This is a genomic window from Hymenobacter sp. B1770, assembly GCF_049896385.1.
Lineage (GTDB): Bacteria > Bacteroidota > Bacteroidia > Cytophagales > Hymenobacteraceae > Hymenobacter.
Window position 1 is genome coordinate 274,251 of sequence record NZ_JAFCUF010000005.1, and the last position, 16,095, is coordinate 290,345.

Consider the following 16,095-nt stretch of genomic DNA (forward strand, 5'->3'; position numbering starts at 1 on the left):
GCTTGCCTATACAAGGGTTTGTCCCTGAATAAAGTATTCAGCAGTCATGCAACGCGTATAGAACGTAGCGCAGCATGACGTTCTTTTTTGGTTTTTTGTAAACAAGGTTGAAGCAATACCAACCATGGTAAAACAAATGAAAGCTGCCTTCTATACAGAGTTTGGCGGAGTGGATAAAATCCAGATAAATAACCTCGACGTTCCCGAGGTAAGAGAGGGAGAAGTACTGGTACGGGTAAAAGCAGCCGGTGTCAACCCTGTCGACTCGGCAATTCGGGCCGGGTATCTGCAGCAAATACTTCCCTATGAATTCCCCCTGGTTCCGGGTTGGGACGTAGCCGGCGTGGTAGAAGAGAGGGGCCACAGCGCCCGCCGCTTTGCCGTGGGCGATGAAGTATATGCCTACGCCCGCCGCCCCACAGTACAGCACGGCACCTTTGCCGAATACCTGGTGCTGCCCGAAAGCTACCTGGCGCGGCGCCCCAGCAGCCTGAGCTGGGAGCAGGCGGCTGGTATTCCGCTGGCCGGTCTCACGGCCTACCAGTCGTTGTTTGATGCTGGCCAGCTGCAAGCCGGCCAAACCGTGCTCATCCTAGGCGCCTCAGGTGGGGTGGGTAGCTTCGCCATTCAACTGGCCAAGCACCAGGGCGCAACGGTGGTAGCGGTAGCCAGCGAGAAGAATTTCGCCTACATGAAAGAGCTGGGTGCTGATTTCACTGTCGATTACAAGCAAGGTGCCGTGGGCGAGGCTGTGAAAGCGTTGGTGCCCGCTGGCGTAGACCTGATTTATGATTGCATCAGCGGCGAAACGCTCACGCAGAGTTTATCGGCGCTGAAGCCGGGCGGTGCCCTGGTTTCCATTCTGCACAACGGCCAGGGACTGGACGCCGGCATCCGGTTTCACTACGTTTTTGTCGAGCCCAACGCCGTGCAGCTGGATGCGTTGCGCGAACTAGCCGATGCCGACAAGCTGAGAGTGAACGTGAGCCAGACATACTCGCTGGACCAGACGGCTGAGGCATTCACTCAGATTGACACGCACCACACCACGGGCAAAATCGTTATTGTGCCGTAGCAGCCAGCTGTTTATTGGTGCCAAAAAACGTGTCGCTGCTCCATTTACATAGCGCCTGCAAATCGGCAGTGATTCTGCCCATTTGCAGGCGCTACAGCGACCAAGTCGGCCAAACGCTGCCTGCCGGAAACTCCACTGGCTCCGGTGGCAGCTCCAAAAAGGCGGTAGCGCCCACGAGCCCTGCCAAATCTCCAGAGCCACCTACTCGTAAGGGAGTGGCCAGGCGCCGCCCTTCCGCATCCACTGTAAGCCGCACGGGCACAAAATGAGCCAGCTGGGGCTTAAAAACAATGTCAACGGTGAGCACCGCCGGCGCGGGGGCATCAATCGCCGCGCCGGTTTTTGCGGCAGCGGTGGGCTGCATGCAGGCGCACAGCCAGGGCCGCACGTACCGGCAGGCCGTCAGAAAGGTCGAAACCGGGTTGCCGGGCAGGCCAAACACCACCGGCCCCGCCGCCCGCGCCCCAAACCACATGGGCTTGCCAGGGCGCTGGTTTACTTCGTGGAAGATTTCGACCACTTCCAGCTCGCGCAGCAGGCCAGGCAGGTGGTCGGCGCGGCCCTTGCTCACGGCGCCGCTCAGCACCACCGCATCAAAGCCGGCGCCCAGAATATTGGCCAGGACCTGGCGCAAGGAGGCCAGCTCATCGGTGAGGTGAAACAGGGCCACCTCGGCGCCGGCTTGAGCAAACAAGGCCTGGAGCGCATAGGCGTTGGAACGTCGAATCTGGTGCGGCAAGGGCGTTTCGCTGATGCCCACCAGTTCATCGCCGGTGCTTACGACGGCCACTCGGGCGGCGCGGGTTACGCTTATTTCGGCCGCGCCGATGGTGGCGGCCACGGCCAGCTCGGCGGGGCCCAGGCGGGTGCCGGGCGCGAGTAACACATCGCCCAAGCGCCGGTCGGCGGCTTGGCGGTGAATGTTGACGCCGGGGGCATTGGGCGGTGGAATTTGAATGGTGGCGCGGTTATTTTCCAGCTGAATATCCTCGTAGCGAATCACCACGTCGGTGCCGGGCGGCAGCACCGCGCCGGTCATCACTTCCACAGCCGCCTGAGCATTGAGCAGAGGCTGGGGCGGTGCGCCGGCGTATTGGGTGTGCTCGATGGCGAATTCCGTCTGGCCGCCCGCCCAGGCGGCGTGCACCACAGCGATGCCATCCATGGCCACCCGACTAAAGGGCGGAAAATCGCGGTCAGCTGTGAGGCTTTCAGCTAGGACGCGTCCGGCTGCTTGGGGCAAGGGCACCGTTTCTGGGGGGAGCGGGCAGGCGGTGGCGAGCACGCGGGCAAAGGCTTCGGTAACGGTGAGCATAAGGCGCAAAAAAAAGTAGAGACGCATATTTGCGTCTTCGCTGAACGATGTGACAGGCAAAAGCACAGCTGCTGCTGATGCTCTTTTTTGTCAAACAATCTGTGGCAGGAGTTAGCTATCAATACCCTTGTGACCGCAGTTGCTGTTATACGAGCTATTCGTTCAACGATTAGGCACAAATATGCGTCTCTACACTCTATGCTAACCAAGAATTTTACCCACGTCAACGCCGCCAATCAGCCCACCATGGTCGATGTGGGGGCCAAACCACCCACTCGCCGCGTGGCTCGCGCCCGCTGCCGCGTTGTGCTCGGCGCCGACTTGATGGCCCGCGTGCAGGCCGGCGAAATGCCTTCGCACAAAGGCCCGGTTATTCATACGGCCATCCTGGCGGGCATTATGGGCGCCAAGCGTACCTCGGAGCTCATTCCGCTGTGCCACCCGCTGGGGCTCGATGATTGCAAAGTCACCATCGAGCCCGACGGCCCCGACGCCCTGCGCGTGGAGTGCACGGCCATAGTCACAGGCCGCACTGGCGTGGAGATGGAAGCCCTAACCGGCGCCACCGTGGCCGCCCTCACCATCTACGACATGTGCAAGGCCTTTTCGCACGACATTACCATCGATAGCGTGCAGCTTGTGGAAAAAACCGGTGGCAAGCAGGACTTTCATCGTGCCGAAAATTTGTAAATTCCGCCATGGACAGTCATAGAATCTCGAGCGTAAAACGTACCAAACACGCTGCACTTGCTCGGCCCGATATGGGAGAGTTTGGCCGGCATGAATTAGCCATTCTGGGCGCCCCCTGCGGTGATATTCAGGCCTTGGTGGCCCAGCTACTGCCGCACTTATCACCCGCTCTGCGCGTGGCTTACGTGGATGCCGACCACGCCAGTGGCGATGCCGCAACTGCTGACGCGGCGCCCGAAACCACGGGCCGCCCTACTCCCTACGTGTCCGAAAACGGGCTTTCGGCCGAGCTGGTGGATAAAATAACTTACCGCCAACTCAATCTTACCCGCGCCCTCGACCGCTTCACCCAGCCCGAGCTGCTGGCCCACGAAAGCGTGGTGCTGGTGAACGGCAACCACTTCCGGGCCCGCCAGCAGGTCGTGATTGTGGACCCGCGCAAACCGCTCGACAAAAAGCTTGACCGCCTCACCGACGTGCGCCTCATCCTGCTGGCCGAAGGCCAGACCGACCTGCCCGCCGTGCTGGCCCAGCACCTGAGCGAGGCCCCGCTGCCGCCCGTTCTGCGCCTGGCCGACACGGCCGCCGTGGCCTCGTTCATTCGTCAGTGGTATTTGCGGGCTGCGCCGGTGCTGCGCGGCCTAGTGCTGGCCGGGGGCCGCAGCGAGCGCATGCAAACCGACAAAGGTGCCTTGCACTACCACCGCCTCGACCAGCGCCAGCACACCGCTGCGCTGCTCGGCGAGTTTTGCCCCGACGTGCGCGTGTCCGTCCGTCCCGACCAAGCCGCCAACCTGCCCGCCGGCCTGAAAGCCCTGCCCGATACCTTTCTGAACCTCGGCCCGTTGGGCGGCGTGCTATCCGCTTTTCAGGCCGACCCCAACGCGGCGTGGCTGGTGCTGGCCTGCGACCTGCCCTTCCTTACGCGCACCACGCTGGAGTTTCTGGTGGCCAACCGGCAGCCGGCCAGAGCAGCTACGGCCCTCAAAAGCCCCTGGAATGACTTTCCCGAGCCGCTCGTAACCATCTGGGAGCCGCGCAGCTACGGGCAGCTGTTGCGCTTTTTGGCACTTGGGTATTCCTGCCCCCGCAAGACGCTGATTAATTCCGATATCGAGCTGCTGGCTCCGCCCGTGCCCGAGGAGCTGCGCAACGTGAACACGCCCGAGGAGCGCGAAGCGGCGACGCAGGAGCTGAAAGCCGGCTAGCGAGAGCCTACGTGCCAACGCCAGGGCAGCGCAATGCCGCTGCTCTGGCCCGGCCAGCCGACGCAGATGCCCCGAGCCGCGAGCTAGCCTGCCAAATCAGGAAGGATGTTGCCTCAACAAATCGTAATATCCTAAGTCTTTGAAAACCTATTTGGTATTGCCCTGATTCGTCTTTTTTTGAGCGTGCGTACAACTTGCCGCCGCTTAAAAGTTCCATTACTGTGCAGGTTGGCACACTTTTCGAGTGGGGCAGGCCCGAGTATCTTATTCACTCTCTTAACTCCCATGAAAAAGTCTGCATTCTTTGTCGCCTCCCTGCTTGCCATGGCGGCCATCTCCTCGGCCCAGGCCCAGGACGTTCGTTTGGGTTTGCGTGCCGGTGCCAACTACTCTAACCTGGCCGGTAATGTCAAAAACGAAAACACTTTCAATAACAAAGTTGGCTTTCTGGGCGGCGTAATGGTCAACATCCCCGTGCTGGCCGATGGCTTCCTCTCGGTGCAGCCCGAAGTGCTTTACTCGCAAAAGGGATTCGAAAACAAGCCCACCGAATACACCGGCTTGCTGGGCGCCAAGCAGAAGCGCGAAGGCAATGTGAATTATAATTACATCGACGTGCCGCTGCTGCTGAAAATCAACGCTGGCGGCTTTATTGCCGAAGCCGGTCCGCAGTACTCCTACCTGCTCAGCGCCAACGACGAAACCAAAGTTACCACCACGCCCGCCCTGGGTGGCTCGCCTACTACCAGCGAGTCTCAAAACAAGCGCGACGTGAGCGGCCTCAACCGCAACGAGCTGGGCTACGTGGCCGGCGTCGGCTACCAGGCCAACAGCGGCCTGAGCCTGAGCCTGCGCTACACCGGCGCCTTCAGCGACTTTGTGAAGAGCGACAACAACACCTACTTCAATGGCGACCTGAAAAACGCCCGCCACTCGGCGTTCCAGCTCTCGCTCGGCTACCTCATCGGCAGTAAGTAAAGTTGCTTGCTGTCAAGGTAGCTTCACTGAAAAAGCCCGGTTCCTGCGCAGGAACCGGGCTTTTTATTGTTTCTAGCCGTGCTACGGATGCGCCGCCACCCACTCCGTGCCGTCCTCGTATTCCTCGCGCTTCCAAATCGTCACCACCTGCTTAAGCGTGTCGATAATAAACTGGCAGGCGGCGAAGCTTTCGGCACGGTGGGGCGTGGCCACGGCCACTACCACGGCCACGTCGCCAAGCTCCAGGGTGCCTTTGCGGTGCACCACGGCCACTTCCTGTAGCATGGGCCAGCGCTCCACAGCCTGGGCCACCACGTGGCCGAGTTGGGTGAGGGCCATGCTGTCGTAGGATTCATAGTGCAGGCGGCGCACCGGGCGGCCGCCCGATTGGTTGCGCACCGTACCGATGAAGGCGTTAACGGCGCCCGCGGCATCGGTTTGCACGGCGGCCAGGGCGGCGGCCACGTCTATGGGTTGGTCGGTGATGGCGAGGTGGGGAGTCAACTAATAATCAGCGTTTAGCATTTAACAATGGGCAATTCAGCAATCAGCAGTTAACAGGAGTTCAATCGGCCATGAGTTGCCCGAATCTCATGGCTGACCGTTCATTGGTCAAGGTTAAATGTTAATTGCTAACTGACAATCAGCCGCCGGCTACCGGTGGAATAAGTGCAATTTCGTCGACCGTGTGCAGGGGCTGGTCGTTGCCCGCATATTCATTATTCACGGCCACAGCGCAACTGCGTAGCTCGCCCAGGGCAGGGTACTGCCGACGCATTTCAATCAGTAGTTCGCCTACTGTGGCGGGGGCGGGGGCTGGCAGTTCAATGACAGACGTGCCCACGATGTCGCGGGTAATGCCGTATAGGGAGACTTTTAAAGACATATCTTCGGCGTAAATTTTGAGCGAAAACCGGTGCAATCAGGCTTTCGAAGCCATTGCTGCGTTCGGCACTTGAACACCTTTGGGTCCTTGAGGGTTTAGCGCAAGCCGGCTGTCTTACGTACAGCCCTACAAATTTGGTGATAAACGTGCTATCAACTGTTCCATCTGCGGCCACCGGCGGGGCTTCCACTCTTTACGACCAGCACGGCCGGCCGCTAGAGTACCTGCGCTTGGCCGTGACGGACCGCTGTAACCTGCGCTGCTTCTACTGCATGCCCGAAGAAGGCATCAAGTACATGCCCAAGCACGCCCTGCTCAGCTACGAGGAGATGCTTCGCCTCACCGGCCTGCTGGCCGCGCTGGGCGTGCGCAAGGTGCGCCTGACCGGTGGCGAGCCGTTTGTGCGGCGCGACCTGGTGCCCTTCATGGAGCGCTTGGCCCAGCTGCCCGGCATCAACGACATTAGCCTGACCACCAATGGCGTACTCACCGCCCCGCATGTGCCCGACCTGGCCCGATTGGGCGTAAAAGCCGTCAACCTCAGCCTCGATACCCTGGACCGCGCCCGTTTCGCCAGCATCACGCGGCGCGACGAGCTGCCGCGTGTTATGGATACTTTCTATGCGCTGCTGGAGGCTGGTATTCAGGTGAAAATAAATGCCGTGGTGATGGACGGGCAGAACATCAACGACCTCATTCCGCTGGCCGACCTCAGCCGTTCGCTGCCCGTAGATGTGCGCTTTATCGAAGAGATGCCTTTCAACGGTGGCAGCCACGAAGCCGGCCCGGCCTCGCTGCCCTGGAACCACGTGCGCATTCGCCAGCACCTGGAGGAGCATTTCGGCGCCCTAACGCCCGTGGCCCTGGCGGCCGGCGCCACGGCGTCAGACTATACCATTGCCGGGCACAAGGGGCGCGTGGGCATCATTGCGGCGTATTCGCGCACCTTCTGCGGCACTTGCAACCGCCTGCGCCTCACGGCCGAAGGCGGTATCAAAACCTGCCTCTACGACCAGGGCGTGCTCGATGTGCGTGCCTTGCTGCGCGGTGGCGCCAGCGATGCCGAAATCACGACGGCGCTCTCCACGGCGTTCCGCTACCGGGCCGCCAACGGCTTTGAGGCCGAGCGGCAGCGGCCCCTGCACCAGCTCAGCTTCGAGAGCATGGCCACTATTGGCGGGTAGCCAAGTATCGAGGAGCACCGTACTTGCGGAGACCGGCATCGGTTACTAGCCCTTCGCTCATGAAAGCTCTGCTCCTCGTTTTCAGCATCGTTCTGGTGCTCTACGTGGCCTTGTGCTGCGTGCTGTACTTCAAGCAAGAAAGCCTCCTGTTTTTCCCCAACCAGCTGCGGGCCGACTATGAATTTCGGTTCTCGGGGGACTTTGAGGAGCGCTGGATTCCTACCCCGGACGGGCCCCGTCTGCACGGCCTGCTGTTTCGGGCGCCCCAGTCCAAAGGGTTGGTGTTCTACCTGCATGGCAACGGCGGCGCCCTCGATAGCTGGGGCGAGGCCGCGGACACCTACACCCGCCTGGGCTACCACGTGTTCATGCTCGACTACCGGGGCTACGGCAAAAGCGAGGGCAAAATCACCAGCCAGCAGCAGCTCTTGAGTGATGTACAAACCGCCTACCAGCACCTGCTCCCGGAATACCCCGAAAGCCAGACCGTGATACTGGGCTACTCCGTGGGCACCGGCCCGGCCACCTGGCTGGCTGCGCAGCAACGCCCGAAGCTATTGATTCTGCAGGCACCGTATTTCAGCCTGCGCGACCTGGCCACGCACCTCTACCCGTTTGTGCCGGGCTTTTTGGTGCGTTATCCCTTGCCCACCAACGAACTTATCAAGCAGGTGAAAGCGCCCGTGGTGCTGTTCCACGGCGACCAGGACGAAGTGATTTACTACGAGTCTTCGCTGAAGCTAAAGGCATTGCTCAAGCCCGAAGACCAGCTGATTGTGCTGCCGGGGGAAGGGCACAACGGCATGACCGACAACTCCCTGTACCAGCGCGAACTGGCTAGGCTGCTGTAAAATACAGCCCGGAGTCTGTCCTTACAACATGCCGTTGCCGTGCTACGCGGCGTCCGGCACTACTTGCAGCACGTCCCAGTGCTCCACTATTTTGCCGTTGGCATCGAAGCGGAAGATGTCCATTCCGCCGTAGTCGTGGTCGCCGGGCCAGCTTTGTTGGCAGTGCACCACCACGAGGTCGCCCTCGGCCACGGCGCGCACCACCCGCACGCGCTTGCCGGGGTATTAGGCCTGCATTCGTAGGAAATATTCAATAAATCTCTGCTTTCCATCGAGCACGTGCGGGTTGTGCTGCGTGTATTCATCGCCGGCGTATTGGGCCAGCGCTTCGGCGGGCTTGCAGTCGTTGAACATTAGTTCGTAAAAAACAACGGCTGCTTGCTTGTTGCGGTCAGGCTGGTTCATAAGGAAGCAGAAGAGTGAACAATTACAATAATGCCCACCGGCAGCAAACGCGTCTGCTGCTTAGAGGCTAGCCGGGATTCAGAACTTCAGGGCACAGCAAGCCGGAGCTTCAAGTAATTGCAGTATATGCTGATGCTTGCTGCAGTGGCTAATTTTTATAAAGTAGTTCTCATTTATTCTGGGTATAATATCAACTATTTAAGTCTAATGTATCTGCCTACGGTAATATCTTTGCTATGATTCTCTATTGGTATTTTTTTTAGTCTATGACCCTTATCTACCCATCAATTATTTCCGTTACTAAGCTGAACACTCCCCCCGAAGTACAGGGAATTGCAGAGGCTTCAGCGGAAGAGCAAATTGCAGAATTACAACGGGCCCTGGCCGAAGCGCAGGCCGAAATTCGGTCGCAGAAAGCTCTTTTTACCGCGCTGGTAAATGCGCTGCCCGGGGCCGTGGTGCTCACCAATAGCGACGGCCAGCCCCTGACGACCAATGCCGGGTGTCGCGATTTGTTTGGCTTGGTGCCGCCCCCGGCTGGCGAAGATCAAGCCAACCAGCCCCTGGACATTGCGGCTGCCATCAAGAAGCACTTTCAGGACCCGGCGGGCTCGCTGACCCGGCCCACCGCCGTCACGGTGACCGGCCAGGCTGCCTGGAACGAGGAGTTCATTTTGTTAGATGGGCGGGTACTTGAGCGCGACTATCTCGTGCTCAACGACGAAGACCAGCGCCACATGGAGCACCACTTGGTAAGCTACCGCGACGTAACCAAACAGCACCAGCGCACGGCCCACTACCAGGCCCTGTCCAAAGCCCTGGAGCAGCGCCTGGCCGACCAGCAGGACTTCTACCAGACCATTCTCAACAACCTGAAGGTGGAAGTGGCGGCTTTCGACGCCGACCACCGCTATCAATTTATCAACGCCCAATGCTTCTCCGACCCCGCTCTGCGGGCCTGGGTAGTGGGCAAGGACGACTTTGAGTACTGCGCCCACCGCAACCGGCCGGTGGAGCTGGCCGTGAAGCGCCGCCAGGGGTTTCAGCAGGCAGTGAAGTCGCGCGCCGAAGTCAGCTGGGAAGAAACCCTGCCCTCGCCCAACGGCCCCCGGCGCATGCTGCGGCAGTGCATCCCCGTGTTTGCGACCGATGGCTCCCTGCGCATGGTGGTGGGCACCGGTACCGACATCACCCAAAGCTGGCAAATAGAGCAAAAGCTGGCCAAGCAGCGCTCGTTCTATGAATTTACACTCAACCAGATGCCCTGCGACGTCGCCGTGTTCGATGCCCAGTTCCGCTTTCTGTTTGTCAACACCAGCAGTATAGAAGACCCCGCCGCCCGTGAATGGATAGTGGGCAAAGACAACTACGACTACTGCGCCCGCTACAACCTTCCGCTGTCCCTTGCTCAGGAACGAGAGCTGCACCTCAATCAAGCCGCCCAGCAGCGCCAGCTGGTCACGTTCGAGGAAAACTCCGTCCACCCCGACGGCCCCCGCTACCAATACCGGTGCCTGCAGCCCGTGTTCCACCCCGACGGCAGCCTGCACCTGATTGTGGCCTACGGCATCGACATCACCGAGCGCGTGATAACCGAGCAGGCCCTGCGCCACGCCAAGGTGGCGGCCGAGTCGGCCGTGCGGGCCCGCGAGATTTTCATGGCCAACATGAGCCACGAGATTCGCACGCCGATGAACGCCATTCTGGGCATGAGCCAGCTGCTGGCCAAAACACCCCTGGCGCCCGACCAAGACAGCTACCGGCAGGCCATTACCACCTCGGCCGAGCACTTGCTGGTCATCATCAATGACATTCTCGACCTCTCGAAGCTGGAGGCTGGCAAGATGAAGCTGGAGCGGATGGGCTTCGACGCCCGGCAGCTGCTAAGCGAGATAGAGCAAACGCTGCGCTACAAGGCCGAAGAAAAAAGCCTGTGCCTGGACGCCCGGGTGGCGCCCGGTGTGCCCGATGTATTTCTCGGCGACCCCTACCGCATCCGGCAGGTGCTGCTGAACCTGGCCGGCAACGCCATCAAGTTCACGGAGAGCGGATGCGTGAGCATTTCCTGCGAGTTTGTGGCTGGCCCCGACCCGGGCAGCGGCGACGTGGTGTTTGAGGTGACGGACACGGGCGTGGGCATCGACCCGGAGTTCGTGAAGAAAATCTTTCAGGAATTCAGCCAGGAAGACTCGTCCGTTACCCGCAAGTTTGGCGGCACGGGGCTGGGGCTTAGTATTTCGCGCAACCTGCTGCAGCTCATGGGCAGCGACGTGGAGCTGGAAAGCGAAAAAAATAAGGGCACGCTGATGCGCTTTGTGCTGCACCTGGCCGTGGGCTCGGCCCACGACCTGCCGCCCAAAGAGGTGTTGCCGCCCGATAGCCCCGTTCGCCAGGGCCTGCGCAACAAGCAGGTGCTGCTGGTGGAAGACAACCGGTTCAACCGCCAGATTGCCAAGACCTTCATGAGCCATGCCCACGTGCAGGTAGTCGAGGCTGAGCACGGCGTCATGGCCGTGCAGCTAGCCCAGCAACACCGCTTCGACCTCATTTTGATGGACATTCAGATGCCGGTGATGGACGGATACGCCGCCGCAGCCCTCCTGCGCCAGCAGCTCGCCCTGACTACGCCCATTGTGGCCCTCACCGCCAATGCCATCAACGGGGAGCGCGAAAAGTGCCTGGTGGCGGGCATGAACGATTACCTCACCAAGCCTTTTAAAGAAGAAGAGCTGCTGAGAATGCTCAGCAAGTGGGTGCTGCCACAGGGACAGGCCGTTGCCCCGGCGGCAGCTGTGCTGCCCTTGGTGCTGCAAGCTGCACCGGCTGCCAAGGCCAAGCTGTATCATGTGGGCGAACTGCTGAAAGCAGGTCAGGGCGACGAGTCATTTGTCGATTTCATGCTGCAAACTTTTGTAGAAAGTTGCGAAGAAGCCATTGAGCAGCTGAGCCAGGGCCTGAACGACAGCGACATAACGCTGCTAAAAACCGCGGCGCATACCCTGCGGCCGAGCCTCGTGCATCTCGGTGCCCTGCACATGCTGGCCCCGGTAGAAGCCCTCGACCAGTGGGGAGGCGGCTTCGACGCCGTGGCCCTGCCGCCGCTGGTGGAAGCCTTGGCACTGCTCCTGCGTGAGATAACCACTCAAATCAAGTCGGATTTGCAACACAAGCTACACCTCCACTAAGTCGGTGCCGATACTCAGCAGGCAGCCAGCGCTTTTTGGCCGGGCGGGCGCATAGAATCAGGTAATGGGCTAATGAACGCAGTTTTATGTCTGCGCCCATTAGCCCATTACCCGTTAGAGACGGCGCCTTTGCGAGCAGCGAATCGAAGCTGAATACATAAAAATGGGGCGAGGCCTCTGGGGCAGCAACTTCCTGCCGCCGGCGGGCGTTGGGGGAGCTTGTATTTTTGTGGCTCCGGCGCCGGGCGTTGCTCGCCGCGCTGAGGATAGTGAATTATGGTTTCGTTGACTGCAACTGCCCGGCCCATCTCCCGGAAAGCCCATCGAGTGGCCGTGGGTGCCTTGTTTTTTCTGTTGGGCTTGTGCTTTGCCAGCTGGGCCTCGCGCATTCCCAGCATCCAGCAACGCATGGGCATTTCCGAAGCGCAGCTGGGCCTGGTGCTGCTGGCGCTGCCCATCGGCCAGCTGCTCTCATTGCCCGTTACCGGGTGGCTGGTGGCCAAAGAAGGCAGCCGCAAGGTGGTGATTTGGGGAGTGGTGCTCTACGCGGTGGCCCTGGTGGGCCTGGGCTGGGCAAGCAGCCTCTACCAGTTGCTGCCGTGCCTGATGCTGTTTGGCGTGGGCGGCAACCTAACCAATATTTCGGTGAATACCCAGGCCGTGGGGGTGGAGCGGTTGTACAAGCACAAGCCCATCATGGCTTCCTTTCACGGGCTGTGGAGCCTGGCGGGCTTTGTAGCCGCTGCCATCGGCTCGTTTATGATAGGGCGGGCCGTGCCCCCGGGCGTGCACTTCCTGCTGATTGCGCTCTTCATTGGCACTGGCTTGGTGGTGAGCGCCGGCTACACCGTGCGCCAAGATTCTAACGTCGACCCCAACCAGCCCATTTTCGTTAAGCCCGATAAGGAGCTGCTGGGCCTGGGCGCCATTGCTTTTTGCGCCCTCATTTGCGAGGGCGCCATGTTCGACTGGAGCGGCGTGTACTTCAAAAAGGTGATTCAGGCCGATAAGGACTGGGTGGGAGCGGGATACACGGCATTCATGAGCACCATGGCCCTGGGTCGTTTCGGGGCCGATAAACTGGCCGAACGACTGGGTGCCCGGCGCGTGATTCAACTGTGCGGCCTGCTCACGGCTACGGGCCTGGCCATTGCTGTGCTGCTGCCTACGCTGGGCACGGCGGTGTTTGGCTTTCTGCTGGTGGGGTTTGGCACGTCGGCGGTGGTGCCGCTGGTGTACAGCGCCGCGGGCCGGTCAACTCATATGTCGGCCGGCATGGCCCTGGCTTCGGTATCGACCATTGGGTTTCTGGGGTTTCTGCTGGGGCCGCCGGTGATTGGGCTGGTAGCGGGAGCCACCAGCCTGCGGGTGTCGTTTGTGTTTATTGCGTTTATGGGCTTGTGCGTATCGGCGGTAGCGAGTCGGGTGCGGGTGTAGGTGAGCATAGCTGGGCGGCCAAAGAATAATGACCTTTATGCTAAGCTTGCCGAAGCATCTCTACCGCGTGAGTAATCCTAACATTTGAGTTAGTATCGCAGTAGAGATGCTTCGACAAGCTCAGCATGACGTTCTTGAGCGCCGAAATCCTGCCTACAATCCAAACAACCAAAACCCATCCCAATCACATGGAAGACACCCAACAAGTAACCCAGTACCGCTGGGAAGACATGCCGAAAGAGCAGCTGTCGGACCAGCTCTCGCGCCGCCTCATCACCGGCGATAAAGTGATGCTGGCCCACGTTTATCTGAAAAAAGGCTGCATCGTGCCCCTGCACCAGCACGAAAACGAGCAGATTACCTATATCCTGGAAGGCGCCCTGCGCTTCTGGATAGGTTCGGAAGATGCCGAGCCGATTGTGGTGGGAGTGGGCGAGGTGCTCCACATTCCCTCCAATGTGCCCCATAAGGCCGAAGCCATTGAAGACACGCTCGACGTGGATATCTTCAGCCCGCCCCGCCAGGACTGGTTGGACAAGTCCGACGACTACCTGCGCAAGAAATAGCCCATGGACCTCGGATTAAAAGGAAAAATTGCCCTGGTGGCCGCCGCCAGCAAGGGCCTGGGCCGCGCTGTGGCCGAAGAACTGGCTGCCGAAGGGGCCTCGCTGGTGCTCTGCGCCCGCGGCGATGAAGCGCTGCAGGAAGCCTGCGCCGCCATCACGGCAGCCCACGGCGTGCCCGTGCTCGGCGTGGCGGCTAATGTAGCCGACCCCGCCGACGTGGCCCGCGTGGTGCAGGCCGCCATGAACCGGTTCGGGCGCGTCGATATCCTCGTCACGAATGCCGGCGGGCCACCCGCCGGCACTTTCGACACCCTGAGCCGCGAAATGTGGGAGTCGGCCACGCACCTGCTGCTTACCAGCGTGGTGGAGCTCACGCGCGCCGTGCTGCCCGGCATGAAGGAGCGGGGCTGGGGCCGCATTCTCAACGTGACGTCCATTGCGGCCAAGCAGCCAGTAGATAACCTGCTGCTCTCAAATAGCCTGCGGGCTGCCGTGACCGGCATGGCCCGCACGCTGGCCAACGAAGTAGCCCCATTTGGCATCACCGTCAACAACATTCTGCCAGGCTACACCCGCACCGAGCGCGTGGTGAGCTTGGCCGATACCGTGGCCGCCCGCGACGGCATTTCGGCCGCTGACGCAACTGCCCGCTGGGAGGCCGAAATCCCGATGCGGCGCCTGGGCGAGCCCCGCGAATTTGCGGCGTTGGCGGCTTTTTTGTGCTCCGAGCGCGCCAGTTACATCACCGGCAGCTCGATTGCCGTAGATGGCGGCTGGATTCGCTCGCTGCTGTAAGGGCGTTGGAATAGAAGACTTGCGGAAAACGGTTCAGTTGATGAACGAACAACGTCATGCTGAGCGCAGCCGAAGCACCTCGCGTGTGGTAGTAATCCTGTCAATTGGTTTACTACTGCACGCGAGGTGCTTCGGCTGCGCTCAGCATGACCGTGTTGGGGTATTCACATTCTGCCACCCAACAAGTCCGTGGCCATCCGGTTATTGCTGCTATTTATGCTCACACGGGCACCGCTATGAAACAAGAGAAATTGCTGCTATACCTGCTCGCGGCCGTGCAGTTCACCAACATCCTGGACTTTGTTATCATGATGCCGCTGGGACCGCAGTTGATGCCGCAGCTCGGCATTAGCCCCAGGCAGTTTGGGATGGTTATCTCGGCTTATACTTTTAGTGCGGGGACTACGGGCTTGGCAGCGGCCTTTTTCCTAGACCGCTTCAACCGTAAAACGGCGCTATTGGCCCTGTACTTGGGCTTTGGCTTGGGCACAGTGGCGTGCGCCCTGGCGCCAGGCTACGGCTGGCTGGTGGCGGCGCGGGTGCTCACCGGAGCATTTGGTGGGGTGCTGGGCTCGCTGGTGCTGGCCACCGTAGGCGACGCGGTGCCTGAAAGTCGCCGGGGGCAGGCCATTGGCATTGTGATGGGAGCGTTTTCGGTGGCTTCGGTGGTGGGCGTGCCGCTGGGCCTGTACTTGGCCAGCCACTTCTCCTGGCACCTGCCCTTCCTCGTATTGGGCGGGCTGAGCTTGATTATTTGGGCGGTTATCTATTTCGTGATGCCTGACATGCGCGGGCACATCGGACCCCGGGCGGTGCCGTTTGGCGAGCGGGCCGCGGCGGTATTCGGGCTGTTCCGCAACTCATCGGTGCGCTTCGCCCTGCTGCTCACGGCCCTGATGATGCTGGGGCATTTCAGCGTTATTTCCTTTATGAGTCCTTATTTGGTAAGCAACGTGGGCTTCACTAATGCGCAATTGAGCTACGTGTACCTGGTGGGCGGGGCCGTCACGCTCGTTACCTCGCCGCTGGCAGGGCGGCTGTCTGACCGCTACGGCAAAGTTCCGGTGTTCACGCTGTTCACGCTCGCCACCCTGCCGGTGATGTTGGTGCTCACCCGGCTCACGCCCGCGCCGCTGCCGCAGGTGCTGTTTTTGGCGGCGCTGCTGTTTGCGGTCAGTGGGCGGTTTGTGCCGGCCACGGCCTTGGCCACGAGCGTGGTGCCGCCCCAGCAGCGCGGCTCCTTTATGAGCCTGAACTCATCGGTGCAGCAGTTAGCGGCGGGCACGGCAGCCTACTTGGCCGGGCTCATTGTGGTTAAAACCGCCGGTGGCAGCCTCTTGCATTTCGAATGGGTGGGCTACATGGCCGTGGTCGGCAACTTGCTTAGTTTGTTGGTGGTGCGCCGCATCGGCGCGGCAGTTCCTGCGGCGCTGGTGCCCGCCGCCTTGCCTGTGGCTGCGGAATAAGGCAGCCTGCAAGTAACATGTTTAGGTAAGTACGAGTAGGAGAAGTCCGACATT

16 protein-coding genes are annotated in these 16,095 nt (G+C 60.6%); 11 read left to right on the plus strand and 5 right to left on the minus strand.

Translation table 11 applies throughout. The annotated features are described in order from the left end of the window. The first annotated feature begins 136 nt into the window (after window positions 1-136). The gene (locus ACP7AJ_RS12435) at window positions 137-1,075 is read left to right on the plus strand and encodes an NADP-dependent oxidoreductase (RefSeq protein ID WP_426060529.1); all 939 of its coding nucleotides are present in this window, start codon (window positions 137-139) and stop codon (window positions 1,073-1,075) included. Window positions 1,076-1,166: 91 nt separating this feature from the next. Here the strand turns inward: ACP7AJ_RS12435 and ACP7AJ_RS12440 are convergent, their stop codons facing one another. Further along, window positions 1,167-2,390 carry a molybdopterin molybdotransferase MoeA gene (locus ACP7AJ_RS12440; protein ID WP_426060530.1) on the minus strand — a complete coding sequence of 408 codons (1,224 nt, stop codon included), beginning with the start codon at window positions 2,388-2,390 and terminating at the stop codon, window positions 1,167-1,169. Window positions 2,391-2,588: 198 nt separating this feature from the next. Here ACP7AJ_RS12440 and moaC point away from each other — a divergent pair, with 198 nt between their 5' ends. The 3 genes from moaC to ACP7AJ_RS12455 all read left to right on the plus strand — a co-directional run bounded on the left by moaC (window position 2,589) and on the right by ACP7AJ_RS12455 (window position 5,266). After that, on the plus strand, window positions 2,589-3,080 hold the full coding sequence (moaC, locus tag ACP7AJ_RS12445) for a cyclic pyranopterin monophosphate synthase MoaC (protein ID WP_426060531.1): 492 nt from the start codon (window positions 2,589-2,591) through the stop codon (window positions 3,078-3,080). A gap of 71 nt (window positions 3,081-3,151) precedes the next feature. Next, entirely contained in the window at window positions 3,152-4,288 is a 1,137-nt protein-coding gene (locus tag ACP7AJ_RS12450; RefSeq protein WP_426060532.1) for an NTP transferase domain-containing protein, read from the plus strand. Window positions 4,289-4,573: 285 nt separating this feature from the next. Further along, the gene (locus tag ACP7AJ_RS12455) at window positions 4,574-5,266 is read left to right on the plus strand and encodes a porin family protein (protein ID WP_426060533.1); all 693 of its coding nucleotides are present in this window, start codon (window positions 4,574-4,576) and stop codon (window positions 5,264-5,266) included. A gap of 81 nt (window positions 5,267-5,347) precedes the next feature. Here the strand turns inward: ACP7AJ_RS12455 and ACP7AJ_RS12460 are convergent, their stop codons facing one another. Further along, the gene (locus ACP7AJ_RS12460; RefSeq protein ID WP_426060534.1) at window positions 5,348-5,770 is read right to left on the minus strand and encodes a molybdenum cofactor biosynthesis protein MoaE; all 423 of its coding nucleotides are present in this window, start codon (window positions 5,768-5,770) and stop codon (window positions 5,348-5,350) included. 139 nt (window positions 5,771-5,909) lie between these two features. Continuing rightward, on the minus strand, window positions 5,910-6,152 hold the full coding sequence (locus tag ACP7AJ_RS12465) for a MoaD/ThiS family protein (RefSeq protein ID WP_426060535.1): 243 nt from the start codon (window positions 6,150-6,152) through the stop codon (window positions 5,910-5,912). Between the two features lie 146 nt (window positions 6,153-6,298). Between ACP7AJ_RS12465 and moaA the strand changes: the two genes are divergently transcribed. Both moaA and ACP7AJ_RS12475 read left to right on the plus strand, forming a co-directional pair. Then, on the plus strand, window positions 6,299-7,336 hold the full coding sequence (gene moaA / locus ACP7AJ_RS12470; RefSeq protein WP_426060536.1) for a GTP 3',8-cyclase MoaA: 1,038 nt from the start codon (window positions 6,299-6,301) through the stop codon (window positions 7,334-7,336). 59 nt (window positions 7,337-7,395) lie between these two features. Further along, complete coding sequence (locus ACP7AJ_RS12475; protein ID WP_426060537.1) at window positions 7,396-8,187, plus strand: alpha/beta fold hydrolase; 792 nt, start codon at window positions 7,396-7,398, stop codon at window positions 8,185-8,187. Between the two features lie 42 nt (window positions 8,188-8,229). Here the strand turns inward: ACP7AJ_RS12475 and ACP7AJ_RS12480 are convergent, their stop codons facing one another. Further along, window positions 8,230-8,397 carry a nuclear transport factor 2 family protein gene (locus ACP7AJ_RS12480; protein WP_426060538.1) on the minus strand — a complete coding sequence of 56 codons (168 nt, stop codon included), beginning with the start codon at window positions 8,395-8,397 and terminating at the stop codon, window positions 8,230-8,232. 15 nt (window positions 8,398-8,412) lie between these two features. Continuing rightward, window positions 8,413-8,592 (minus strand): hypothetical protein, encoded by a 180-nt coding sequence (locus tag ACP7AJ_RS12485; protein WP_426060539.1) that lies wholly within the window; start codon window positions 8,590-8,592, stop codon window positions 8,413-8,415. Between the two features lie 266 nt (window positions 8,593-8,858). Between ACP7AJ_RS12485 and ACP7AJ_RS12490 the strand changes: the two genes are divergently transcribed. From ACP7AJ_RS12490 to ACP7AJ_RS12510, 5 genes are all read left to right on the plus strand, one after another. Then, the gene (locus ACP7AJ_RS12490; protein WP_426060540.1) at window positions 8,859-11,777 is read left to right on the plus strand and encodes a response regulator; all 2,919 of its coding nucleotides are present in this window, start codon (window positions 8,859-8,861) and stop codon (window positions 11,775-11,777) included. A gap of 276 nt (window positions 11,778-12,053) precedes the next feature. Further along, on the plus strand, window positions 12,054-13,214 hold the full coding sequence (locus ACP7AJ_RS12495; protein WP_426060541.1) for an MFS transporter: 1,161 nt from the start codon (window positions 12,054-12,056) through the stop codon (window positions 13,212-13,214). A gap of 125 nt (window positions 13,215-13,339) precedes the next feature. Then, window positions 13,340-13,780, plus strand: coding sequence for a cupin domain-containing protein (locus ACP7AJ_RS12500; protein WP_426060542.1), 441 nt, complete (start codon window positions 13,340-13,342; stop codon window positions 13,778-13,780). A gap of 3 nt (window positions 13,781-13,783) precedes the next feature. Further along, a complete protein-coding gene (locus ACP7AJ_RS12505; RefSeq protein ID WP_426060543.1) occupies window positions 13,784-14,575 on the plus strand; it encodes an SDR family oxidoreductase in 792 nt (263 codons plus the stop codon). A 236-nt stretch (window positions 14,576-14,811) separates the two neighbouring features. Continuing rightward, window positions 14,812-16,041, plus strand: a complete 1,230-nt coding sequence (locus ACP7AJ_RS12510; RefSeq protein ID WP_426060544.1) for an MFS transporter — start codon at window positions 14,812-14,814, stop codon at window positions 16,039-16,041. The last annotated feature ends 54 nt before the right edge of the window (window positions 16,042-16,095 follow it).